The 23,020-nt window shown below is 70.5% G+C and carries 24 protein-coding genes; 16 read left to right on the forward strand and 8 right to left on the reverse strand.

All coding sequences use genetic code 11. The annotated features are described in order from the left end of the window. The first annotated feature begins 75 nt into the window (after nucleotides 1-75). The 9 genes from ACFQS1_RS29910 (at nucleotide 76) to ACFQS1_RS29950 (ending at nucleotide 8,784) form a co-directional block, all read left to right on the forward strand. On the forward strand, nucleotides 76-1,068 hold the full coding sequence (locus ACFQS1_RS29910; RefSeq protein WP_378974836.1) for a hypothetical protein: 993 nt from the start codon (nucleotides 76-78) through the stop codon (nucleotides 1,066-1,068). Continuing rightward, nucleotides 1,055-4,039: a sensor histidine kinase gene (locus ACFQS1_RS29915; RefSeq protein ID WP_378974838.1), complete on the forward strand. Its 2,985-nt coding sequence runs from the start codon at nucleotides 1,055-1,057 to the stop codon at nucleotides 4,037-4,039. Before ACFQS1_RS29910 ends, ACFQS1_RS29915 begins: the two co-directional genes overlap by 14 nt. After that, nucleotides 4,036-4,500 carry a roadblock/LC7 domain-containing protein gene (locus ACFQS1_RS29920; RefSeq protein ID WP_378974840.1) on the forward strand — a complete coding sequence of 155 codons (465 nt, stop codon included), beginning with the start codon at nucleotides 4,036-4,038 and terminating at the stop codon, nucleotides 4,498-4,500. Before ACFQS1_RS29915 ends, ACFQS1_RS29920 begins: the two co-directional genes overlap by 4 nt. Next, the gene (locus ACFQS1_RS29925; RefSeq protein WP_378974842.1) at nucleotides 4,497-4,955 is read left to right on the forward strand and encodes a DUF742 domain-containing protein; all 459 of its coding nucleotides are present in this window, start codon (nucleotides 4,497-4,499) and stop codon (nucleotides 4,953-4,955) included. The genes ACFQS1_RS29920 and ACFQS1_RS29925 overlap by 4 nt, the downstream gene beginning before the upstream one ends. Next, nucleotides 4,933-5,562, forward strand: coding sequence for a GTP-binding protein (locus tag ACFQS1_RS29930; protein ID WP_378974844.1), 630 nt, complete (start codon nucleotides 4,933-4,935; stop codon nucleotides 5,560-5,562). The genes ACFQS1_RS29925 and ACFQS1_RS29930 overlap by 23 nt, the downstream gene beginning before the upstream one ends. Before the next feature lie 92 nt (nucleotides 5,563-5,654). Continuing rightward, the gene (locus tag ACFQS1_RS29935) at nucleotides 5,655-6,722 is read left to right on the forward strand and encodes a hypothetical protein (RefSeq protein ID WP_378974846.1); all 1,068 of its coding nucleotides are present in this window, start codon (nucleotides 5,655-5,657) and stop codon (nucleotides 6,720-6,722) included. A 202-nt stretch (nucleotides 6,723-6,924) separates the two neighbouring features. Next, nucleotides 6,925-7,950 (forward strand): UDP-N-acetylglucosamine 2-epimerase, encoded by a 1,026-nt coding sequence (locus tag ACFQS1_RS29940; RefSeq protein ID WP_378974848.1) that lies wholly within the window; start codon nucleotides 6,925-6,927, stop codon nucleotides 7,948-7,950. Nucleotides 7,951-7,975: 25 nt separating this feature from the next. Further along, the gene (locus ACFQS1_RS29945) at nucleotides 7,976-8,326 is read left to right on the forward strand and encodes a hypothetical protein (RefSeq protein WP_378974850.1); all 351 of its coding nucleotides are present in this window, start codon (nucleotides 7,976-7,978) and stop codon (nucleotides 8,324-8,326) included. A gap of 35 nt (nucleotides 8,327-8,361) precedes the next feature. Continuing rightward, nucleotides 8,362-8,784: a VOC family protein gene (locus tag ACFQS1_RS29950; RefSeq protein ID WP_378974852.1), complete on the forward strand. Its 423-nt coding sequence runs from the start codon at nucleotides 8,362-8,364 to the stop codon at nucleotides 8,782-8,784. Here the strand turns inward: ACFQS1_RS29950 and ACFQS1_RS29955 are convergent. Continuing rightward, a complete protein-coding gene (locus ACFQS1_RS29955; RefSeq protein ID WP_378974854.1) occupies nucleotides 8,777-9,532 on the reverse strand; it encodes a dienelactone hydrolase family protein in 756 nt (251 codons plus the stop codon). The genes ACFQS1_RS29950 and ACFQS1_RS29955 overlap by 8 nt on opposite strands. 57 nt (nucleotides 9,533-9,589) lie before the next feature. On the opposite strand from ACFQS1_RS29955, the gene ACFQS1_RS29960 reads away from it, so the two are divergent. Both ACFQS1_RS29960 and ACFQS1_RS29965 read left to right on the forward strand, forming a co-directional pair. Then, entirely contained in the window at nucleotides 9,590-10,147 is a 558-nt protein-coding gene (locus ACFQS1_RS29960; protein WP_378974856.1) for a TetR/AcrR family transcriptional regulator, read from the forward strand. A 113-nt stretch (nucleotides 10,148-10,260) separates the two neighbouring features. Beyond that, nucleotides 10,261-11,739, forward strand: coding sequence for a cellulose binding domain-containing protein (locus ACFQS1_RS29965; protein ID WP_378974858.1), 1,479 nt, complete (start codon nucleotides 10,261-10,263; stop codon nucleotides 11,737-11,739). Nucleotides 11,740-11,814: 75 nt separating this feature from the next. Here the strand turns inward: ACFQS1_RS29965 and ACFQS1_RS29970 are convergent, their stop codons facing one another. Next, entirely contained in the window at nucleotides 11,815-12,414 is a 600-nt protein-coding gene (locus ACFQS1_RS29970) for a TetR/AcrR family transcriptional regulator (protein WP_378974860.1), read from the reverse strand. A 108-nt stretch (nucleotides 12,415-12,522) separates the two neighbouring features. Here ACFQS1_RS29970 and ACFQS1_RS29975 point away from each other — a divergent pair, with 108 nt between their 5' ends. After that, a complete protein-coding gene (locus ACFQS1_RS29975) occupies nucleotides 12,523-14,148 on the forward strand; it encodes an MDR family MFS transporter (RefSeq protein WP_378974862.1) in 1,626 nt (541 codons plus the stop codon). A gap of 15 nt (nucleotides 14,149-14,163) precedes the next feature. On the opposite strand, the gene ACFQS1_RS29980 is transcribed toward ACFQS1_RS29975, so the two are convergent. Further along, entirely contained in the window at nucleotides 14,164-14,484 is a 321-nt protein-coding gene (locus ACFQS1_RS29980; RefSeq protein WP_378974864.1) for a hypothetical protein, read from the reverse strand. Then, nucleotides 14,481-15,587: a WXG100 family type VII secretion target gene (locus ACFQS1_RS29985; RefSeq protein WP_378974866.1), complete on the reverse strand. Its 1,107-nt coding sequence runs from the start codon at nucleotides 15,585-15,587 to the stop codon at nucleotides 14,481-14,483. The genes ACFQS1_RS29980 and ACFQS1_RS29985 overlap by 4 nt, the downstream gene beginning before the upstream one ends. A 121-nt stretch (nucleotides 15,588-15,708) precedes the next feature. Here ACFQS1_RS29985 and ACFQS1_RS29990 point away from each other — a divergent pair, with 121 nt between their 5' ends. Further along, a complete protein-coding gene (locus ACFQS1_RS29990) occupies nucleotides 15,709-17,277 on the forward strand; it encodes a GGDEF domain-containing protein (RefSeq protein ID WP_378974868.1) in 1,569 nt (522 codons plus the stop codon). Nucleotides 17,278-17,462: 185 nt separating this feature from the next. On the opposite strand, the gene ACFQS1_RS29995 is transcribed toward ACFQS1_RS29990, so the two are convergent. After that, nucleotides 17,463-17,783 (reverse strand): hypothetical protein, encoded by a 321-nt coding sequence (locus ACFQS1_RS29995; protein WP_378974870.1) that lies wholly within the window; start codon nucleotides 17,781-17,783, stop codon nucleotides 17,463-17,465. 58 nt (nucleotides 17,784-17,841) lie between these two features. Next, nucleotides 17,842-18,096, reverse strand: a complete 255-nt coding sequence (locus tag ACFQS1_RS30000; protein WP_378974872.1) for a hypothetical protein — start codon at nucleotides 18,094-18,096, stop codon at nucleotides 17,842-17,844. A gap of 259 nt (nucleotides 18,097-18,355) precedes the next feature. On the opposite strand from ACFQS1_RS30000, the gene ACFQS1_RS30005 reads away from it, so the two are divergent. Beyond that, nucleotides 18,356-18,592, forward strand: coding sequence for a DUF397 domain-containing protein (locus tag ACFQS1_RS30005; protein ID WP_378974874.1), 237 nt, complete (start codon nucleotides 18,356-18,358; stop codon nucleotides 18,590-18,592). Nucleotides 18,593-18,817: 225 nt separating this feature from the next. On the opposite strand, the gene ACFQS1_RS30010 is transcribed toward ACFQS1_RS30005, so the two are convergent. After that, nucleotides 18,818-19,708 carry a helix-turn-helix domain-containing protein gene (locus ACFQS1_RS30010; RefSeq protein WP_378974876.1) on the reverse strand — a complete coding sequence of 297 codons (891 nt, stop codon included), beginning with the start codon at nucleotides 19,706-19,708 and terminating at the stop codon, nucleotides 18,818-18,820. A 325-nt stretch (nucleotides 19,709-20,033) separates the two neighbouring features. Here ACFQS1_RS30010 and ACFQS1_RS30015 point away from each other — a divergent pair, with 325 nt between their 5' ends. Further along, entirely contained in the window at nucleotides 20,034-20,390 is a 357-nt protein-coding gene (locus tag ACFQS1_RS30015) for a hypothetical protein (protein WP_378974878.1), read from the forward strand. Beyond that, nucleotides 20,387-20,575, forward strand: coding sequence for a YneF family protein (locus tag ACFQS1_RS30020; RefSeq protein ID WP_378974880.1), 189 nt, complete (start codon nucleotides 20,387-20,389; stop codon nucleotides 20,573-20,575). Before ACFQS1_RS30015 ends, ACFQS1_RS30020 begins: the two co-directional genes overlap by 4 nt. 197 nt (nucleotides 20,576-20,772) lie before the next feature. On the opposite strand, the gene ACFQS1_RS30025 is transcribed toward ACFQS1_RS30020, so the two are convergent. Continuing rightward, nucleotides 20,773-22,989 carry an LLM class flavin-dependent oxidoreductase gene (locus ACFQS1_RS30025; protein WP_378974882.1) on the reverse strand — a complete coding sequence of 739 codons (2,217 nt, stop codon included), beginning with the start codon at nucleotides 22,987-22,989 and terminating at the stop codon, nucleotides 20,773-20,775. Between the last annotated feature and the right edge of the window lie 31 nt (nucleotides 22,990-23,020).

Genomic DNA, 23,020 nt, shown 5'->3' on the forward strand with positions numbered 1-23,020 from the left:
AGTGCGGTCCTGTTCGGCCGCGTTTGGCAGGAGAACTCACATCAGCGGGCGCAGACTGACCTGGAGAAGAAGGGCGTGGAATACATCACCGCCCTCACTCCGCTGATCAGCGCGCTTGCCGAGGCACAGTCCTCGGCCGTACAGGGGGTGTCGGCGCCGCCCGACTCGCTCAACGCGGCGGTGGCCAAGGTCGCGGCCGCCGACGCCAGCCTCGGCGACGACCTCAAGACCAGGGAGCGCTGGGCCGACCTCAATGCCAAGATCGCCAAGCTGCCCAAGGCGACCGGCGGCAGCCTCGCGATCCTGCAGGCCCACATCGAGGTCGCCGACCTGGCGATCGCCCTCTACGGCGCGGTCCGGCGCAACTCCGAGCTCAACCGCGACCCGGACAGCGACATCTCCAACCTGCAGCAGGCGGTGGCGGTCGACATGCCGACCACGGTCTCGCGGGTGAGCCGGATGGGCGACTGGGCGAACATCCTGCAGACCGCGAACGCCAAGACCCGCGGCACCATCGCGGTGCAGTTCGGTCAAGAGGTGCTCGCCGTGCAGGACTCGGTCAACTCGCTGACCGAGAACCTCCAGGCCGCCGTCGACAACACCAAGAGCCCGACGCTGAGCGGCTCGCTGGTCACCACGCTCGACTCGTTCCGCCGTGGCGTCGAGTCGATGACCCGAGGCGCCAACCCGGGCGGCACGCCGAACGTGGCCACCATGTCCACCGCGCAGACCGCCCTGCAGACCGCGCTGAACGCGCTGGCCGGCGTCACGCTCAAGGAGATGGCCAAGCTGCTCGACGACCGGTCGAGCTCGCTGTCCTACCGGCGGGCCGAGGCGCTCGCCATGGGCCTGCTCGCGATCCTGCTGGTGCTCGCCGCGCTGGTCTGGCCGGCCATCGGCCGCCGCCGCGACCATGGGCCGGGCACGCCCGGCATCGGCGAGTCCACCCGGGACATCCCGGCCGGCCGGCCCCCGGCCCCGGCCGCGTACGGCGGCCAGTACGACCTCACCCCGGCCTACGGCGACAACGACCCGACACGGCGGGAGCGGTCCGGTGCTCTTCGGTAAGTTCCGCATCCTGGGCAAGCTCGCCCTTCTCGTCCTCGTTCCCCTGCTCGGCGTCGTGGCGCTGAGCGTGCCGATCATCGTCACCCGTATCAGCGACGCCCAGGACGCGCAGAAGACGTCGGACGCCGTCCAGCTCGCCACCCGCGTCAGCACCGCCGTGCAGGAGCTCCAGGAGGAGCGCCTGCTCTCGATCGGCTTCCTGTTCGGGCTCATCCAGCAGCCCGAGCTGGTCGTACAGAGCGCCAAGGCCACCGACGCGGTCGCCCGCATCGAGGACGGCGGCAACCAGCCGATCAGCAAGGAGCTGCACAAGGCCGTCCGCGGCGCGGCCCGCCTGGAGAACACCCGGCAGAACGTGCTCAACCCGGGCGCGATCCGCCCGGACACCCTGGTCACCGACTTCACCAACGTGATCACGCCGCTGATCAACGGCCTGGCGCTCTCCTCGACCGCCGACCTGACCACCGGCGTCGGCCGGCAGGTCTTCGCGCTCGAGCAGGCGCTGCGAACCGACGACATGATCAGCCAGGCGTCCGGTTACCTGGTGGTCGCGACGATCACCAAGCAGCCCGGATTCGTCAGCCTCTTCTACTCGACGCTGGTGCAGCTGCAGCAGGTGATCGCGAACGCGCAGGCGTTCTTCACCGACGCGCAGTACAAGCTGTACCTCGGCGCCCAGGACGCGTTCTCGTCCCGGGTCGGGTCCGACTTCCTCGTCCAGGCCGCGATCGACCCGGGCACGGCGGTCAACTCGCTGAACATCAAGACGCTGTTCCCGTCGCTGCGGTCGGTGCTCGTTCTCGGTGGCTTCGTGGAGAAGCGAGTCGCCGCGGACGTGGACCAGATCGTGACCAACAACCGGGACACGGCGCTCCGGGACGCCTTCCTCATCGGTGGCGGATCGCTGATCCTGCTGCTCCTGGTGGTCTCGCTGAGCATCTTCATGGCCCGCGCGGTCGCCCGGCCGCTGCGCCGCCTGACCGTCTCGGCCGACCGCATCGCCCGCGCCGCCGAGGCCGAGCTCGAACGCGTCGCCGACGACGAAGCGGAGACGGTACGCCCGATCCGCCTCGACCCGGTCGACGTCGAGGCCCAGGACGAGATCGGCGACCTGGCCCGCGCGTTCGACCGGGTGCAGACCACCGCCGTGCGGCTGGTGGAGCGCCAGGTGGCCGGCCGGCGCAACGTGGCGCAGATGTTCGGCCACGTCGGGCGGCGTACCCAGAACCTGGTCGGCCGCCAGCTCGCCCTGATCGACAACCTGGAGCGCAAGGAGACCGACAGCGACCGGCTCCGCGAGCTCTACCGGCTCGACCACATGTCGTCCCGCCTCGGCCGGAACGCGTCCTCGCTGGTCGTGCTCTCCGGTGGGGCCGGCGCCAACGAGCACATGGCGCCGCTGTCGCTGTCCGACGTCGTCCGCCTCGCCCTCGGTGAGATCGAGGACTACACCCGGGTGGACGTCGAGGTCCCCGAGGAGATCGTGGTCGTGCCGGCCATCCTCGCCGACCTGACCCTGCTGCTCGCCGAGCTCATGGAGAACGCCACCGCGTTCTCCCCGCCGCACACCCGGGTGCTGATCACGGCGGCCGAGCTGCGCGGCGGCGCCCGCCTGGCGATCATCGACAACGGGCTCGGCATGACGCCCGAGCGCATGGCCGAGGAGAACGCCCGGCTCACCCGCCGTGAGCGCCTCGACCTGGTGCCCACCGAGGTGCTCGGCCTCTTCGTGGTCGGCCGGCTCGCCCGCCGGCACGGCATCGAGGTCACGCTGACCGACACCCCCGGCGGCGGCGTCACGGTCTGGGTCGACCTGACCCCGGCGCACCTGATCTCCCGGGTGCCCAGCAGCACGATGGCGGCGCCGATGCCGTCGTTCCTGGGCGGGCCGGCCCCGGCGCCGACCCACCACACGGCGGAGTTCGCCCAGGTGATCGCCGGTTCCGCGGCCCGGGCCTCGGTGCCCGGCAGCCAGCTGCCGTTCGACGCCAACGTGCTCGAGCGAGCCACCCGCACCCTCGAATCCGGTGGGTCGTGGAACGCTTTCGCGGCCCCGCACGCCAACGCCGGCCCGGCCCTGGCGGCGCCGGCGGTCGAGGCGCTGCCGGCGGCCCCGGTCGAGGCCGAGCCGGTGTACGAGGCGGAGCCGGTCTGGGCCCCGGCGCAGGTCTATCAGCAGCCGGCCCAGCCGTACCAGCAACCCGCCCAGCCCTACCAGCCGCCGGCCCAGCCCTACCAGCCGGCCGAGTCCTATCAGCAGTCGTCGGCGCCCTCCTACGAGCAGCCGGTCTCGCCGCCGCCCGGGTACGACCTGGGCGCGCCGGTCGCCGGCCGGGTGCCGGCCTCGCTGCCGGAGCTGCCCGCGGCCGGTCCGTCGGCGTGGAACCAGCAGCCGGCCGAGGCGCCCCAGCCGACCTGGAACTCCCCGGCCCCGGAGGCACCGGCCATTCCACATCAGCGCATCGACGAGGACACCCGGTACGGCGCGCCGGCGCCGCAGGCGTACGCCCAAAAGGATCCCTACGCCCGGCCGGACAGCTACGCCCAGCCGGACAGCTACGCCCAGCCCGCGCCGGAGCGTGGGACCGGCGGCGGACCGCTTCGCCGGCGAGTTCCCGGCAGCCAGCTGCCGGCCGAGCCGGTCGACCGGCCGACCATCGCACCGCCGTCACAGGACGACGCGGCCGCCGCGCGCGCCGCGTTCGACGCCTTCGAAGCCGGCGTCAGCCGTGCCCAGTGGGACGTCGCCGAGACCGAGATGACGGCCCCGCCGTCGGCCGGTCACGCACCCCTCGCCCGCCGGGTTCCGGGTGCCACCCTTCCGCGGGACGTGCAAAACACCCCGCCCCCGCCCGCTCCGGCACCTCCGCTCGATCCGGATGCCGCCCGAGCACTGATGGAACAGTTCGAGTACGGAGTCGCACTCGCACTGAACGAAACTCAGCCACAACCCGAGGGACAACCGCGATGACTAGCCCCTACTCCACGGAAACCGGCAACGGCTACGGCCAGGCCCAGCTAAGTGCCGAGGCGAAGACCTTCAACTGGCTCCTGGACTCGTTCACCTCCGGCACCGCGGGCGTGATCGAGGCCATCGCCGTCTCCTCCGACGGCTTGCTGATGGCGATGTCCGCGATCAAGGACCGGCCGAACGCCGAGCGGCTCGCCGCGGTCGTCTCGGGCCTGACCAGCCTGTCCGGCGGCGCCGCCAGCTGGTATCGGCTGGGCGCGCTGAACCGGGTCATCATCGACATGGCGGAGGGCTATCTCCTGGTCACCGCGATCAGCGCGGGATCGGTGCTCGGCGTCATCGCGGACCGCTCGGCCAACCTGGGCACCCTCGCGTACGAGATGACGCTGTTCGCCACTCGCGCCGGCGGCGCCCTGAGCCCGCGTCTGATCGCGGAATTGAAGAACGCCGTCCAGCAATGACCTACCCGGACGCTGACGACCCGGCACACCCGGCTCGCCCGAGTGTCCGGCCCTTCCTGCAGTCTGGCCTCCCGTCGGCCGGCGGCTACCGCCCCACATCCCTGGGTGAACCGCCGGTCGACGAGTCGGCCACGACACTGCGCCCGTTCGTCATCACGTCCGGGCGCACCGACGGCGCCGATCCCGACATCGGGATGGAAACCCAGGTGACCGTCAACCACGCCGCAGTGCCCATGCGGCTCTCGCCGGAGATGCGCGCCATCGTTGCGCTCTGTGGCGAGCCATTGTCCGTGGCGGAGATCTCCGCCCGGCTGCGTCTGCACCTCGGCGTCACCCGGATCCTCGTCGGCGACCTGCGCGCCGCGGGCCAGCTGGACGTCCATGTGCTGGACAACGAGACCCCCGACCCCGAAACCATCATGCGAGTGATCCGTGGACTTCGAGCAATCACCTGACCACTACGTCGGCACCGCCCGGGTGGGTAGCGGCGGCAAGCCGAAGAAGGCGCCGGTCCCGGTAAAGATCATCGTGGCCGGCGGATTCGGTGTCGGAAAGACGACAACCGTGGGCGCCATCTCGGAGATCTCCCCGCTCACCACCGAGGCGGAGATGACCTCGGAGTCGGTCGGCATCGACAATCCCGGCCAGGCGACCATGAAGACGACCACGACCATCGCCATGGACTTCGGCGTCCTCACGATCGACCAGACGCTGAAGCTCTACATCTTCGGCACGCCCGGCCAGTCGCGCTTCGCGTTCATGTGGGACGACCTGATCAAGGGCGCCCTGGGCGCATTGGTGGTGGTGGACACGGCTCGGATCGACGACTGCTACCCCGCCGTGGACTACTTCGAGCGGGCCGGTCTGCCGTTCGTGGTCGGCGTGAACACGTTCAACGGGCAGATGAACTACAACCTCGAGGAGGTGCGCTGGGCGCTCGCTGTGCGTGACGATGTGCCGGTTCTCTCGTTCGACGCGCGGTTCCGCGCCTCGGTCCGGGACGCCCTGCTCGTGGTTCTGGACCAGGCTCTCGACAAGGCGATCCGCGCCAGGTCCACGTAGGGTGTGCGCCGCGTCGCGCAGATCGAGGTTTTCAAATCGGCCTTCCAGCGGGCAGAGTGGATGCGAACCACCCGTAGAGGAAGGACGGTGACGTGCGAGGCGGACTGGACGACGCGCTCGACAAGCTCGCGCGCCGCGATGAGCTGCGCAGGCGCGCCGCGAGTGAGGCTACCGGGACCTCACCGGCTGTGACGGAGCTGGTCGAGGCGATCGCTGGAGTCGTGGCACGCCATCCGGAGCTGGGCGTGACCGTCGGCGCGGAGGGCTCGGGCGATCCGGTTCTGCTGCACTTCTTCTTCGCCGAGGGCCAGGTGCAGGTCAACGCCGACATCCCGGTGCCGCCGGCCTCGGCCGCCCCCGCACCCCGGCACGCCGACATCGTCGATGTGGATCTCGACGATCCGCTGGTCGAGGATCCCTACCCGGCGCGGCCGGTCTCGCCGCCCGCTTCGCCGGCCGGCGAGCCGCGGCGGATGAGCCATGACGACCAGGATCGCTACGGTCCGGCTCATTACGGGTACGCGGAACCGAGCGCCCGCGACGCATACTATGCCGACTCCGACACGGCCGAGCGCCGTTACGGCTCGTTCGACTCCCCACCACCGGCCGACGACCTGCGACACCCGGCGCGCGATCCCGGCGAGACCTCCCGTGACCTGGGCGCCCGCATGCGCGACCTGGGCATGGCCGCCCGCGACGCGGCCTCGAACGGCCCGGGCGCCGGCGGTCCGGTGTCCGACCCGCTCGCCGGCGGCCCGATTCCCGGCGGCCCGGTTTCCGGCGGCCCGGTTTCCAGCGGCCCGGTTTCCAGCGGCCCGGTTTCCAGCGGCCCGGTTTCCAGCGGTCCCGTCTCCGGCGGCGCGGCCCCGGCCTATCCGCCGCACCCCTTCGCGGCCACCCCGCCGCCGCCGGTGCCACCGCAGAGCTCGGGGCCCGACCTGCAGACCCACCGCATCCAGGCGGACCAATATCGCGCGCCCGCCGAGCCGGCGGCCCACGAGCGGATGGCTCCGCAGCGCGGTGGCGCCATGCCGACCCCGCTCCCCAAACCGATCCCGCTGCAGGTCGAGCGCCCCGAGGAGACCGAGCTGGCGGCCCGCCGGCTCGCCGCGCTGCTGCGTGACGACCCCTCGCTGCTCAACAACACCCCGCGCGACTAGCAACTCTGCGTAGCATTCATCGCGATCCTCGACATTGCGTAGCGTAGTTGCATCTCCGGAGGTTTTCGCCGGTTAGGCCAGCTCTGGGACGTCTGGGCTGGGCCGTTCGGCCACAATGAGTGGGGACGGCTTGCCTCACGCTCCGTGACTGCATAGCGTCCAACGAGCCGCTGACCCCCGCAGTTCCGGAGACGATATGACGATGCCCGAAGTCCACCTCGCCGGTGGCACGTGCGCCGAGGCCCTCCGGCTCGCCCCGGTCGCCATCGCCATGCGTGCGCAGGGCCTGGTCACCCCGGTGCTGATCGCCGCCAGCCCGGAGCCCACCGCCGTGGCGCGCACCTGGATCGCCTGCGGGCTCGCCGCCGACATCACGCTGCCGGCCTCGGCCGGCCACTCGGCGGCGATCCGCCGGTACGACCAACTGTGGGCCGCGCGCACCCCGGCCGCCGTGGTCGTGCGCGGCGACAACCTCGGTGCGGCGCTGGCCGCGTACTGGCGCCGCGTGCCGATCATGCACATGGACGCCGGACGGCGCTCCGGCTCGCTGGTGGCCGACGACGCCGACGCCGACCGCCGGCTGCTCGCGCAGGTCGCGACCGTACATCTGGCCGCCGCGCCGCTGGCCGCGATGAACCTGCTCGACGAGCGGGTCGTACCCGGCGACGTGCTGCTCACCGGCGGCACCGCGGTGGAGGGGACCCGGCTGATGGCCGGGCGCACGAAGCGGCCCGCCAAGCCCCGGGCCAACCGGGTGGTGGTGGCCGGCGCCGGCGCCGCGAACGAGCCGGTACGGGCGGCCATGCTGGCGATCGCCGCCCAGCACCACGACCTCGATGTGATCGGCGGGCTGTCGATGCCGTACCCGGAGCGGTCCCGGCTGATCGCGGTCGCCGACGTGGTAGTCACCGACGACGTGGACCTGGCCGAGGAAGCGCTCGCCGCCGGGACCGCGGTGCTGGTGCCGGGCGAGGGTGGCGGGCTGACCGAGGCCATCCACGCCGGCAGCGCTCGACCGGTCGACGCCGAGGCCGGCGAGATCGTGGCGGCGATGGCCGAGTTGCTGGAGAGCCGGGTGCGACGCGACTCCCTGGGCCTGGGCGGCAGCCCGTACGGCGATGGCCTGGCCGCCGTCCGCATCGCGCAAGCCACCGCGGCCCTGCTCGGCCACGGCCAGTTCCCCGACCCGATGCCGGCCCGGCCCGAAGCCGGCGTCGCCCACTTCTAGTCGCCCACTTCAAGGAGACGAAACGATGGACGTCATCGGATTCTGGACCCGGTCGTGGACCAGCGACGACCCCGCCGCCGTGCGCAAGCTGCTCGCCCCCGACGTCGAGGTGGAGTGGAACCTGGACGCCCCGGTCGACGACGAGGAGTTGCTGCAGGTGCAGCATCGGATCGCGGGGTTCGCCGACAAGGTCACGGTGGCCGGCGAGACGCTCGCCGAGGACGGGGCGACGCTCGTCTACGACCTGGTCGCGCCGTTCGGCACCGCGCGGATGGTCGAGTTCCTGGCGGTCGCGGACGGGCGCATCACCGAGGTGCGCCAGGTGTACGACGTGACGCTGACCGACCGCTACTTCCCCGGCCTGTACGACAACTAGAAAACCTGTCGTACCCCGCGACTAGCGTGCTCGGCATGGCATATGACTTCCAGGTGGTCGTCGACAGCGCCGATCCGCACGCCCTGGCCGACTGGTGGGCCGAGACGCTCGAGTGGCAGCTCGAGGAGCAGGACGAGGCCTTCATCAAGGACATGGTGGCCCGCGGCTTCGCGACCGACGACGAGACCAAGACCCACAACGGCAAGCTGGTGTGGCGCACCGGGGCGGCGATCCGCCACCCCGAGTCCGGTCGGCGCGTGCTCTTCCAGGGCGTGCCCGAGCCCAAGACGGTGAAAAATCGCGTCCACGTCGACGTACGGGCGGGCGACGAGCGCCGCGACGCCGTGCGCGACGCCCTGGTCGCGCGCGGCGCCACGTTCCTCTATTCGCAGTCGCAGGGGCCGTTCTCGTGGCACACGATGGCCGACATCGAGGGCAACGAGTTCTGCGTCAGCTGACCGGCAGGTTGCGGTGGAGCACGGCGAACAGGTTGACCCAATGCCGCTCCTCGGCGCCGGCGTCGTATGCCGCCGTGTCGCTCATCGTGAAGCCGTGCGGCGCGCCCTCGTAAAGCTCCGAGGTGTAGGTGACGCCCGCGTCCTCGAGGGCCGCCTCCAGCGTCTTGATCTGCTCGGGCGTGTTCGACCGGTCGTGGTCGGCATGGGCGAAATAGACCTCGCCGGTGATGCTGCCGACCGCCAGGTGCGGGCTGTCCGGGTCGTCGCTGACGACGCCGCCGGCGTGGAAGCTGGCGAGCGCCTTGATCCGGTCGGGGTGGGCCTCGATGGCGCGCAGCGCGTTGCGCCCGCCCATGCAGTACCCGACGGCCACGACCGGCCCGGCCGCGACGCCCGGCTGCGCGGCGAAGAAGTCGAGGTACGAGCCGGTGTCCGCGGCGACTCGCGCCGGCGTGAGCCGCTGCATCATCGGCACGAGCCGGGCGAAGGCGGCGCCGCGCTTCTCCGGGTCGGTCAGCTCCTCGGCGGTGACCAGCGGGCCGCTCGCGCTGCGGTAAAAGAGGTTGGGCACCAGCACGGCATAACCGCGCTCGGCGATCCGCTCGGCCATCTCGGCGAGCCGGGGCCGCAAGCCGAACGCGTCCATGAACATCAGCACGCCGGGGAACGGGCCATCGCCGTCCGGCCTGACCAGGTACGCTTCCGCCGTGCCGTCGGCGGTCGGCACCTGCACAGTCGTGGTCTGCATGTGCGCAACCTAGCACCAACCGGGGATATCTCCCCGTCTCGTCGTACCCTGTCCTCCATGGCCAATCGACTGCGCGCGGACGCGGAGCGCAACCGCGCCGCGCTTCTCGCCGCGGCCCGAGAGATCTTCGGCGCGCACGGGCTGGACGCGTCGCTCGACGAGATCGCCCGGCGGGCCGGCGTGGGCAACGCGACGCTGTACCGCCGCTTCCCCACCCGCCGCGACCTGATCGCCGAGGTGTTCGCCGGCCAGATGACCGAGTACGTGGAGCTGGCCGAGCTCGCCCTGCACGAGCCCGACCCGTGGGCCGCGTTCGTCGGATATCTCACCCGCCTCTTCGAGCTGCAGGCCACCGACCGCGGCCTCTCCGAGCTGCTGGTCTCGACGTCGTTCGACGACGACGAGCGACTCTCGGCGCTGCGCGCGGCCGCCCAGCGCGGCGCCAGCGAGGTCATCGCCCGGGCACAGCAGGCCGGGGCGCTCCGGGCCGATTTCACCCGGCACGACCTGAGCATCTTGATGCGGGCCAACGCGGGCGTGGTGAGCGCGTCCCTCGAGCCGGACGCCTGGAAACGCCAGCTCGTGCTGCTGCTGGACGGCCTGGCGCGGCGGTGACGCGGCGGCCACAAGCGGTCATTTAAGGATCTTTAAGGTCCGTACAAGGTCGTTTAAACAGGTCACGGCCAAGAATCGACTCCCGTCGTCAACCCCTGCGATCGGAGTCACCCATGCAACGCAGCCGTCTGCGTCTCGCCATCTACGCCTCGGCGGCCGTCGTCGCCGTGGCCGGTGGCGTCGGCGCGGCCGTCGCGGCCACCACCCCGACCACCACGGCCGCGGGCGTCCTCACCGCCACCTTCAGCACGGACAGCGACTGGGGCACGGGCTATCAGGCGAGGTACACGATCACCAACGGCACCGGCGCGGCGGTGAACGGCTGGCAGCTGGTCTTCGGGCTGCCCTCGACCGCGAAGCTCGGCAGCTTCTGGGACGCCACGATCACCACCGCGGGCGGGGTCTCGACGGCGAAGAACCCGAGCTGGGCCACCACGATCCCGGCCGGCGGCCGCGCCGAGTTCGGGTTCGTCGTGGCCGGTAGCGGCGCGCCGACCAGCTGCACGATCAACGGCGCGTCCTGCTCCGGCGGCACAGCGCCGACCGCACCGGTCACCACCAAGCCGACGACGGCGCCCACCACCGCGCCGACGACCGGGCCGACGACTGGGCCGACGACTGGGCCGACGACTGGGCCGACGACTGGGCCGCCGACGACGGCGCCCACCACCAAGCCCCCGGTGACCGCGCCCACCTCGGCCCCGAGCGGCGGGAAGGTGCTCGTCGCCCCGTACGTCGACATGGGTTTGCTCTCGAACGGCTCGACCACCCTGGCCCAGCTCGGCAGCGGCGGGAACCTCAAGTCCTTCAGCCTGGCGTTCGTGACCAGCGTGGGCTGCAAGGCGAGCTGGTTCAACGCCTTCGACCCGCGGCAGAAGCAGTTCGCCGACCAGATCGCGGCGGTGCGCGCGGCCGGCGGTGACGTGAAGGTCTCGTTCGGCGGCGCGACCGGCATCGAGCTCGCCCAGGCCTGCGCCAGCGTCTCGGCGTTGCAGGCCGAGTACCAAGCGGTCGTCTCGGCCTACGACCTCAGGTACATCGACCTGGACATCGAGGGCGCGGCCGTGGCCGACCCGACCACGATCGCCCGCCGCTCGACCGCGCTGGCGGCCCTGCAGAAGGCCAACCCCGGCCTGAAGATCTCGCTCACCCTGCCGGTGCTGCCCGAGGGACTCACCGCGGACGGCTTGAACGTGGTCAAGTCGGCCAAGAACGCGGGCGTGGACCTGGATCTGGTCAACATCATGGCGATGGACTACGGGCGGGCCGGCCAGGACTACGGAGACCTCGCGATTCAGGCGGTCAAGAGCACCAAAGACCAGATCAAGTCCGTGTACGGCACCAGCGACGCGGCCGCGTTCAAGATGGTCGGCGTGACCCCGATGCTGGGCGTCAACGACGATCAGGGCACATTCCTCCCGAGCGACGCCCGGGACCTGGTGGCCTTCGCGAACGCCAACCACCTCGGGTTCGTCTCGTTCTGGGAGCTGAACCGCGACAAGAACGCCTGCTCGGGCGCGCTGTTCCAGTGCACCAACGTGGCACAGGCGCCGCTCGAGTTCAGCAAGATCTTCGCCGGCTTCACCGGCTGATCGGGCTTTGCTCTCATCCCCAAAAGGTAGGAAGCGCGCGGCTCCGGGCCCCCACCCGGAGTCGCGCGTTTTCCGTTACTTGAACCCTCGGCCCGCGGTGGCCAGCGCCTCCTCGGCCATCTGCCACAGCGGGGTGCCGGCGGGCGCCTCGAGCCACATGTTCAGCGAGACGCGCAGGGCCACCAGGAAGGTGGCGGCGGTCATCCGAGCGCGTACCCCTCTCGGGTCGTCCTCGGCCATCCGGGCCGAGACCTCGGCGGCCAGATCGCGCTCGACCGCGGCGAAGGTCTGCACCTGGGCCGCGATCAGCGTCGGATGGCTGCGCAGCAGCCGGCCCTGCACCACCAGCTGCGGATCGAGCTCACCCAGCTCGCCGGTGAAGGCGGCGGCGGCCGCGGTCAGGGCCGTCCACGGCGACTCGCTCGCCGGGCGGGCCCGCACCATCTCGATCAGGCTCTGCACGCGCCGGAAGTCGCCGTACATCAGCGCTTCCTCTTTGCTGCCGAAGTAGTTCGAGAACGTGCGCCGCGAGACGCCGGCCTCGTCGGCGATCGCCTCGACGGTGATCCGGTCGAGGCCGTGCTCGGTCGCCAGGCGCACCGCCGCGTCGTGCAGGGCCTGCCGGGTCGCGGCCTTCTTGCGCTCTCGGAGGCCCGGCTCCGCCGTCGTGCTCATGACCTGAGCCTACCGGCCGGTGACTTACTTCTCAATGCGAAAGATTGCGCAATGCGCAAGCTTGGCCGATTGTTGCATGTGACAACCACATCCAGGAGGTCGGGCGCGATGAGCGCGAAACCCATGAACCACCGCCAGATCATGGAGGCCCTGTCCGGCCTCCTGCTGGTGCTCTTCGTCGCGATGGCCTCGTCGACGATCGTCTCCACCGCGCTGCCGAAGATCATCGGGGCGCTCGACGGCAACCAGACCCAGTACACCTGGGTCGTCACGGCCAGCCTGCTCACCGCCACCGCATCCACCCCGATCTGGGGCAAGCTCGCCGACCTGTACAGCAAGAAGCTGCTGGTGCAGATCTCGATCGTGGTGTTCGTGCTCGGCTCGATCATCGCCGGCTTCAGCCAGACCGCCGGCCAGCTCATCGCGGCCCGCGCCTTCCAGGGCCTCGGCATGGGCGGCGTGCAGGCGCTCGTCCAGGTCGCGATCGCCGCGATGATCCCGCCCCGGGAGCGCGGCCGGTACAACGGCTACCTCGGCGGTGTCATGGCCGTCGCCACGGTCGGGGGCCCGCTGCTCGGCGGCGTCATCGTCGATACGGCGTGGCTCGGCTGGCGATGGTGCTTCTTCATCGGCGCGCCGGTCGCGGTGATCGCCCTGGTGGTGCTGCAGAAGACGCTCAACCTCGCGGTCATCAAGCGGGACCACGTCAAGGTCGACTACGTCGGCGCCACGCTGATCGCGCTCGGCGTCAGCACCCTGCTCGTCTGGGTGTCGTTCGTGGACAGCTCGTTCGCGTGGCTCTCCTGGCAGACGTACGCGATGGTGGGTCTCGGTTTGTTGATTTTGGCCGTGGCCGTCCGGGTCGAGACCCGGGTCGCGGAGCCGGTGGTCCCGCTGCCGATCGTCAAGCAGCGCGACACCGCCCTCGCGATCGTGGCGAGCCTCGCGGTCGGCATGGCGATGTTCGGCGGCGCGGTCTTCCTCGGCCAGTACTTCCAGATCGGCCGGGGCTACAGCCCGACCGAGGCGGGCCTGCTGACCATCCCGATGATGGCCGGCGTGCTGGTCTCGTCGACCGTCGCCGGGCGCCTGATCAGCAAGAGCGGCCGGATCAAGCCGTACATCGTCGCCGGCACGCTGATCCTGGTCGGCGGCTTCGCCGGCCTCTCGACTCTCGACCACGACACCAGCCTCTGGTACGTGGGCGGCGCCATGGCCCTGGTCGGCATCGGCGTCGGCATGTCGATGCAGAACCTGGTGCTGTCGGTGCAGAACACAGTGGCGCTCAGGGACATCGGTGCGGCGTCGTCGACGATCGCCTTCTTCCGCTCGCTGGGCGGCACAATCGGCGTCTCGGTGCTCGGCGCGGTGCTGGCCCACCGGGTCACCGACAACCTGACCCACGAACTGGCCGCGGCCGGCATGCCCGCCGGCGGCGACGCGGCCGCGTCCAGCTCGCTCAATCTGTCGGCCCTGCCCGAGACGGTCCAGCATTTGGTTCACGTCGCGTACGGCGACGCCACCGGCCACATCTTCCTGATCTCGGCGGCCATCGCGGTGGTCGGCGTGATCGCTGCCCTGCTGATGAAGCCCACCGCGTTGCGCTCAACGGTCGACCTCATCGCGCCGGCCGACGAGACCCCGCCGACCCGCACCGCCGCCTCGGTCTCGGAGCTTGCGGGTGCCGCCGCGGCGAAGGCGGCCCCGATCCCGGCCGAGGCCCTGCCCCGCTGACCCGACCCGTGCTCTTCAGGAAGCGGCGTCCCCATTGGCGGGGGCGCCGCTCTCTCGGTCCAGGGCCACATATGTGGCGTCGTCCCGATCGGGCCGCCGCCAGATCACGGCGGCGGTCGGGCGGACGTGCTCGGACTCGGGCCATCGCATCTCGTACAGACCGACACCGCCGGCCGCGACGAGCCGGTCGAGCGCACCCTGGGCGATGTGTCGCCGCTCCTCCGCCGGCAGACCGGAGTCGGCGAGCAGCTCGATGAACTCATAGAGGCCCACGCTGGAGACGTCCAGCAAGTCGTTGACTTCCTGCACCAACCAGTCGACGGTTTCGTCACTCACAATGTCGGGTTTCCTTCGAGGGGAATCTTGACCGGTTTCCGGCCGCCCTGCGAGACCACGGCGTACGGGCCCCAGGTGACCGGATCGGCGCGCGACCCGGGTGGATAGCCCGGCATGATCCTAATTTGCCGGCCATGGTGGCCCGGGTCGCGATATACCTCGCCGCCGCCACGCGCCGAATTGTCCTTGGCCCAGGCGTCGGGGATGCGAGCACGGACGTCATCGGCGCTCTGCCCACGCAGCTCCTGCGGATCGAACTCCTTCGGGCCGCCGATCTTCTCGGGCGGCCCCGGCTTCTTGGGCGGTTGGGGCTCATCGGCCGGCTGGGGCTTGCTGGCCGGTTTGGGCTCTTCCGCGCGATGGAACGGGCTGATCTTTTCGATCAGGGTCGCCAGCACGCCGGACTCGCCGTCCAGCGAACGCAGGCTCTTGATCAGCTTACGGAGCCACTGGGAGATCTTCGCGGCCCAGGACGCCACCAGGGTCGTCACCTGCCCGACCACGAGTGGGGTGGACAATCCGAACGAGCCCACCTCCTCCGCCGCGTACACGATCAAGCGAGATACCACCGTGGCGATCGCGTCCCGCACCATCACGCGAACCGCGGCGATCAGCATGCCGGCGCCTTCGACGATCGCGGACATGGTGTCGGATGCAGTGGCCAGCGCGGCCAGCGCCTGACCGTGCCCAGCGGCCCAGGACCGGTAGGCGTCGCCCGCCGTGCCGCTCCATTCGCTCGTGTCGAAGCGCACCGCCCGAGCCAGCACCTCCATCCGGTCCCGCAGCGAGTTCCCGACATTGCGCCAGGTCTGCGCGTGAGCAGCGATCTGGCCCGGGTCGCCGGCCAGCCAGTCCAGCGCCTCCGAGAGCGGTTTGACGTGCTCGATCAGCCAGGAGACGCCATACTGAAGAAGCGCTCCGGCCGGGTCGGAGACCAACGCCAAAGCGTCCAGCCCGACCCCCGCCACACCCAGCGTTCCGTCGATCCAGCTGCCGTTCCGGACGCCCTGATGGATCAGCTCGATGTCCTCGGCGATCCACACGCCCGACCACGCGTCCTGCGGTCCATCGGACGCGGCGACGACGACTGGATTCACCGTCATGGATCGCACGGTAATACCAAGATCCAGGGCGAGATGGATCACGCGGGTGCGCGTGGGATCTTACGCTTACCCAGAGCTAGCCTTTGAAAGCACGCAGTGCTGTGGGAGGGGTGGGGACGGGTTGGACGGCGAGCGATTATCGGCAGCCCTGCTCGAGCTCGAGGACGAGATCAACTGGGATGCCGCCGCGATGCTCGAGCGGGCCGTTCAGCTCGAGGAGCTGGCCCTTGCCCTCGGGGACGAGTTGCTCGTGGCCCGGGCCCGGCTCAGCCAGGCCAACCTGCACATGCGCGCGGGCGACGTGGCGGGCGCGGCGCGGCGTATCTGGAAGGTGCATCAGTGGGCGGTCGAGCACGACGCCCGGCAGCTGACCTCCCGCACCCACCTGGTCTGGTCCAACATCCATCGGCTGCTGGGTGACGCCGCGCAGTGCCTCGAGCACGCGGTCCTCAGCGTCGAGCTGCTCGACGAGACCGCGACCGACCATATGCGCATCTGGCATCGGGTCAAGCTGGGCGACGCGCTGAGCCTGAGCGGGTCGATGGATGCCGCCCGGCTGCGTTACCGGCAGGCCGCCGAGCTGTCCTCCCGGCTCGGGCGGCCCGATCTGCTGCTCGCGGTGCTCAACAACTTCGCGTACGCCGAGTACGCCGCCGGCCATCACGATCGCGCGCAGCAGGTCACGGGGCAGCTGCAGGACGTCGCCAAGACGTTCGGGTTCAGGCTGGACGCCTCGCTGCTCGACACGATCGGCGCCATCCAGATCGAGAACGGGCAGCACGCCGAGGCCGAGAAGACCCTCCTCGCCTGCATCGACCTGCACAACGACGGCAACCAGGACGACGCCGACGCGCTGGCGGAATACCTGCTGACGCTGTCCCGGGCGCAGCGCTGCCTGGCTGCGTACGGGCGGGCCCAGCGCAGCCTCGACGCGTCCCGGCGGCTCTGCGTGGAGCGGGAGCTCGGCCACGTCATGGTCCGGGTGCACCAGGAGCAGGCCGAGCTGCACGCGGCCCGGGGCGAATTCGCCGAGGCGTTCGCGGCGCACAAGGAGTTCTTCGCCACCTACACCCGGCAGCACTCGCTCCAGCGGGAGGCGCAGGCGCGCACCCGCCAGGTGATGTTCGAGACCGAGGAGGCGCGGCAGGAGGCCGAGCGGTTCCGCGAGCAGGCCCGCCGCGATCCGCTGACCGGGTTGCGCAACCGGCGGTACCTCAACGAGCAGCTGCCCGGCCTGATCGCGACCGACCCCGAGCTGACCGTGGCGATCGTCGACCTCGATCACTTCAAGCGGATCAACGACGAGCTCTCGCACGACGTGGGCGACCGGGTGCTGGTGCAGGCGGCCAAGCTGCTCGAGACCGAGCTGGCCGCGGTGACGCCGCGCGGGTTCGTGGTGCGGCTCGGCGGCGAGGAGTTCCTCATGGTCCTGCCCGAGACCCCGACCGAACAGGCGGTCGAGAAGATCGACGCGATCCGCCGTACGATCAAGGGCTTTTCCTGGGAAACGCTCACCGCGGGCGTTCCGGTCACGGTGAGCGTCGGGGTAGCCGGCGTCGCCGACGCCGGCAAGGCGACCCAGCCGGCGCTGCTGTCGGTGGCGGATCGTCATCTGTACGCCGCGAAGCACGGCGGACGCGACCGGGTGGTGTGGTCACGCACCCGGCACGGGCAGGCTTCCGCCGCCTGAGCACCGGGCACGCGGGTCTGGCGGGCACGCGGGTTCTGTGGCAGATCGGGGACCGCCCTTGGGTAGCGGTCCCCGATCAGTACCCCCTTCCACCGAGCGGGCGTGGCGCTCGGCAGTGGGTGGACCGGCCGGGCGATCTGGCACGGGGGAACCGGACCGCCCGACCGGCGTCGGGGTGCGGGTAACTACGGCGTCACACCCGCTCTCGCGGTCTGGCCGGCGCGCAATCGCGGCCTCTTCCGCGCCAGGGGAGCCGGAAGCCGCTCCGCCCGGATGAAAATCTGCCGCCGGCCGATCGGATTGCCGGCCGAATCGATCTCTATGGCGTCCGTCGCGAGCCACGTGGAGCCGTCGCGGACGATCGCGATCTCCCACTCGACGCACACAATGCGTAACCGCAGGGTGCCGTTTCCATGACGATAGTCCGACTCGGCGAACTCATGATCGGGCCAGCGGGGCAGGCGCTCGAGAAGGCGCCCACCGCGGAACGTCAGCGCCGTCGGCACGGGCACCGGAGGGCCGGGAAGGAGCCCGGCCCGTCGGCCCCGCGCGCAGCTGACCAGGTCACTCGCGCGCGTCGGAATCACCCTCCTCGGCCGGTGGCAGCGGGTCGGCCACCGTCGCATCGTGGCGGGTCAGGGCATACCTGACGCCGCCGAATCGGTGCGTCACCACGCTGGCTCGCGCCGTCGCGGCGGACACCTCGTCCGTCTCCGGCTCGTCTCGGTAGACGAGCGCCGGGTTTCCCCTTCGAGGTGTTTCCACCCCATCGGGGTCGCCCGAGTCGGCATGTTCGGGACCGATGTTGGGAATGGACATCTCGTCACCTCTCGCTCGGACCGCCCCCGCCAGGGAACCTCGCGTCGAGGCCGCAGACGCCGTTTCCGCGACCGACCCGTCACTCAAAGATGTCACCGTAAGTGACACCCCTCAGGTGTGTACGTGCGTTATCATGCTCACAATCCCGTGAGTACGCAAGGCCAAATGCACGTGCATTTGCACAACGTGTAATGCGGCCGTAGCCACGAGAGAGCAACTCCGGGCGATCCCCGACCGGAGCCAACCAAGGGAGCTTCAAATGTCGTACGCGGTTAACGGCACCCCCGCCGGGCAGTTGGACGGTGTCACCTGGCAGAAGAGCCGGCGCAGCAACCCCAGCGGCAACTGCGTCGAGTGCGCCGCGCTGCCCACCGGCGAGGTCGCTGTGCGCAACTCCCGGGACCCGGAGGGCCCGGCCCTGATCTACACGCCGGCCGAGATCGAGGCCTTCATCCTGGGCGTTCGCGACGGCGACTTCGACAACCTGCTCGGCTGATCGCGGCCCGGAGCGGTATGGCGAAGGGCGCCGGGCGTGACGTGATCATGTCCACGTCACGCCCGGGCCGATTACCTCCTATGCGCGACTGAAGGCCCCCTCTTCAAGTCCCTGGCGCGCAGACGACGGAGGGCCGCGTCACCCCATGACGACCGCGGCCCTCTTTTGGTGTTCGGACTATTTGTGTACGGGCCAGTTGTGTACCGGCCAGTGCGGGCCGGCCGATCAGGCGGGCCGGCCGACCTCGTGCAGCAGCTTGCCGAGGATCTCGGGCGTGTGGTTCGGCGGCTCGGCGTCGATGCAGACCCGCTCCATCGCCATCGCGTACTGGTCGACGTCCTCGCGCTTGTCCAGATAGATGGCGCTGGTCAGCTGCTCGACGTAAACGACGTCGGGAAGCTCGGGCTCGGGGAAGCGCAGGATCGCGAACGGGCCGCCCGCGGCGGCGTGACCACCCGCGTTGAACGGGATGATCTGCAGCCGGACATTCGGCTTTTTCGCCGCCTCGATCAGGGCCTCGATCTGCGCCCGCATCACCTCGACGCCGCCGATCGGACGGCGCAGCACGGCCTCGTCGATGACCGCCCACAGCTGCGGCGCCTCCGGCCGGTCGAGGACCTGCTGGCGGGCCCGGCGCAGCTCGACGCGGCGATCCATCTCCTCCGGGGTGACGCCGGCGTGGCCGAGCATGATGACGGCCCGCGCGTACTCCGGGGTCTGCAGCAGCCCGGGGACGAATTGGATCTCATACGTACGGATCAGGGTGGCGGCCGCCTCCAGGCCCAGGTACGACTGGAACCAGCCGGGCAGGATGTCGCTGAACTGCTGCCACCAGCCGGGGTTGTTGGCCTGCCGGGCCAGCACCAGCAGCGCCTCGCGCTCCTCGGCGCTGCCGACGCCGTAGAGCGTCAGCAGGTCGGCGACGTCGCGCTCCTTGAAGCTGACCCGCCCCAGCTCCATCCGGCTGATCTTGGAACCCGAGGCGCGGATCTCCCACCCCGCGTCCTCGCGGGTGATGCCCTTGGATTCCCGCAGACGGCGGAGCTGAGCACCAAGCAGGATGCGCAGCACTGTGGGGCCGCTGCCCGGTGCCTCCTCCTGCGAACCCGCGCTCACCTGACTCCTCGTCATCGCTGTCTGGGGCTGCCGGCCGCAGTCCACCAGCATCCTAAAGGGGAGATCGTCCACAACGAAACAGCACCAGCGTATCTCCGGAGCGTGACGCCCAAGCATTCGCCCGGTGCGGATGCACGTGCAGACGGCCTTGCGGTTGCAACCTTTCGCGAGGATGATAGCTGACAGACACGCACCACTCGCTGACACACCGTGTTGGTTGGCGAGGCGTGCAGCAAGTTCGGCTTCTCGGCCCACGCGTACGGGATGGATGGCGGTCGACGCCAACCTCACGACCGAGTCTCCGAGATCTGGGAGGGTCATCTCGATGTCCACGGCACCGGTCCCGCATCCGCCCGTCAATCCGGATAGGCCTGTCACGCCGACCGTCGCCCCTCCGCAGCGCGATCCCGCCGATGTGGCGCCGGCCGACAGCTACCACCCGTCCGACCCGGTCTGGGTCTACCGCGACGGCTGGCGGGCCGGGGTGATCGAGGCGGCGTCCCCGCGGGCGGTGACCGTGACCTACCGCCCCGGCGCCCACCGCGGCACCGGCGTCGACACCTTCACCGCTCCCTATGTGACGGCCCGCTCGTCGGAGGATCCGGCGCTCGACCGGCGCCCGCAGGCCCGGGGCACCCGGATGACACCGACCGGCCTGCCGGTGCGAGGCTCGGCGGCATGACCGGGGCGCTGGTCGTCGCGGCGCTCGTGGGCCTGCTGAGCCTGCTGGCCGGCGTGGCCCTCGGCTGGTATTTGCGACGGTCCAACGACTGGTGCCCCGCGTGTGGCGAGCAACTGTCCTGCCAGGGATGCGGAGCGGGCGCGGCGTGGCCCAAGCGGCCGGTCGGCACGACGCAGGAGAGATAAGAGCTTTCCAGATATATAGAGGGGCTGGCGCTGAGGCGTCGGCCCCTCCTGTGTTGTCACGCTGGGATACCGCGCCCGGGAATGGGCCAGCCGGTTACCGATCGTCGGACAGGCGCATCTCCAACGGGTGAATTCCCCCTTTTCGACGCGGCGAATTCGGTTACCCACCGTAGTTGTGGATCGAGGACGAGAGGGAACTATTCCCCCAAAGGGTCGATATTGAAGTTGTCGCGGAAGACGTTGCCGGGGTCGTACTGCCTCTTGAGGGCGCGCAACCGGCCCAAAACCGGGGCTGGCCAGGCTTCTTTTATTCGCTCCGGGCTCTGGTCTGTCTCGAACGAGAGGTACAAACCCCGGAAATGGGGGGCAAGCACCTCCCATGCCGCGTCCAATCTCGACCTCGACGCACCGAATGCCACCACCGAGAAGTTTGCCGATCTGTGCGAATACGCCGTCGCCTCCGCGGGCACATCGGCCACCGCGCCGCCCACCGAGCGCACCTGGAAGAAGTAGACGGTGCCGGACGCGATCAACTCGGCGGCCGCCGCGGCGAACTCCGGGGTCAGATGGTCGATCAGGCCCGAGCGGGCGACCGGCTCGCCCTGCCCGGCGTGCGCGGCGTCCGGGACGTTCATCACGCCGGCGTAGGGCACCAGCTGCACCTGCTGATCGAGCAGGGGCGCGATCTCGGCGATCGGCGTCAGGCGGTCGATGATGACGTCCGGGGTGGACGAGTCGACCACCCCGTACACCTGGGCCAGCGCCTGCCCGCGCCGCGGCGGTCCCATGATCAGGTTGGCGGTGACGTCGCGCGGGGCGGCCTCCATCGCCGCGCCCCAGCGCTCGAGCAGGCCGGCGGCGTCCGACGCGTCGTAGACGAACTGGCCGAAGCCCACGTCGCCGACCTCGTCGACCTGGAACTCGAAGGCGGTAACGATTCCGAAATTCGCGCCGGCCCCGCGCACCGCCCAGACCAGGTCGGCGTGCTCGGCCTCGCTGACGTGCAGCTTCGAGCCGTCGGCGAGGACCAGGTCGGCGGCGCGCAGGTGGTCGATCGTGAGTCCGTGCTCGCGGGCCAGCCAGCCGATGCCGCCGGCGGTGGCCAGCCCGCCGACGCCCACGCCGCCGTAGTCGCCGCTGGACAGCGCCCACCCGTGCGGGGCAAGCGCGGCAGCCACGTCCTTCCACCGGGCGCCGGCCTCGACCCGTACCAGGCGATCGGCCTCGGACAGCACGGTAATCTCGCGCATCGCCGACAGGTCGATCACGATGCCACCGTCGTTCGTGGAGCGTCCGCTGATCCCGTGGCCGCCGCTGCGCACCGCGAGCGGGACCTTCTGATCGCGCGCGAAGGCGAGCGCCTCGGCCACCTCGTCGGCGGTCCGCGGCTGGATCACCAGGCCGGGCGAGCCGCCGCGCATGTAGGTCGAGCGCACCTTCGCGTACGCGTGATCGCCCGGCTCGATCGCCGTGAGCGACGACGGAAGCTGGTCGTAATCGATGCCATCGCGCCGTTTGGCGAGCTTTGCGGCGCTTCTTATCGGTAGGGCAGCGGTGCGCGTCTTCGCGATTTCTTCGCGTACGGCCGGAATGACCTCCTCAGCGAACCGCCGCAGCTCACCCGGATCGTCCGAACCGATGATGATCGTGCCGACGCCGTTCTCGAGGACGAGGGGCAGGATCTCGTCGATCCATTGCGCCGCCGGCTTCGACGGGTCGCCGAAGACGTTGAGCAGCCGCCGGATCTCGCGCGGGTCCCGGCCCGCTTCCGCCGCCGCCTCATCGATGATCGCGTTGCCCTTCTGCAGGTCGCCGGGCTTGAGGTAGCTCAGCGAGGGCAGCCAGCCGTCGGCCTTGGCGCCGGCCAGGCGCAGCATGCGCGGCTTGTAGGCGCCCAGCCAGATCGGCACCTCGTGCGCCGGGGCCGGGCCGCGCTTGGCCCCCTTGAGCTGGTAGAACTTGCCATCGTAGCGGAGCCGGGCGCGCTCGTCCGACCGCCACACCTCGCGGATCACGTCGATCGCCTCGCTCAGCTGATCGACCGACTCGGGCGGGGTGCGGCGCGGGACGCCCATCGCGGCCATGGCGTCCCAGAACGCGCCGGCGCCCAGCCCGAGCGCGAGCCGCCCGTCGGAGAGCAGATCGAGACTGGCGGCCGCGCGCGCCAGCACCGGAGCCGGGCGCATCGGGACGTTCAGCACGTTCCCCGAGATCTGGATCTTCGTGGTCTGCGCGGCTACCCAGCTCAGCAGCGTCCACGTGTCCAGGAAGCCGGCGTTGTAGGGGTGATCCTGAAAGGTGACCAGGTCGAAGCCGAGTTGCTCGCTGAGCTGCGCCCGGGCGACCGCCGCCCGCGGCGGGTCATTGACGGGCGTGATGAAGGTCCCGAATTCAAGCGGGTGGCCGTAATCCACGTTTCGAGCGTAGGCGGTTGCTTGCGTCGTC

The sequence above is a fragment of the Paractinoplanes rhizophilus genome, from assembly GCF_042664765.1.
Classification (GTDB): domain Bacteria; phylum Actinomycetota; class Actinomycetes; order Mycobacteriales; family Micromonosporaceae; genus Actinoplanes; species Actinoplanes rhizophilus.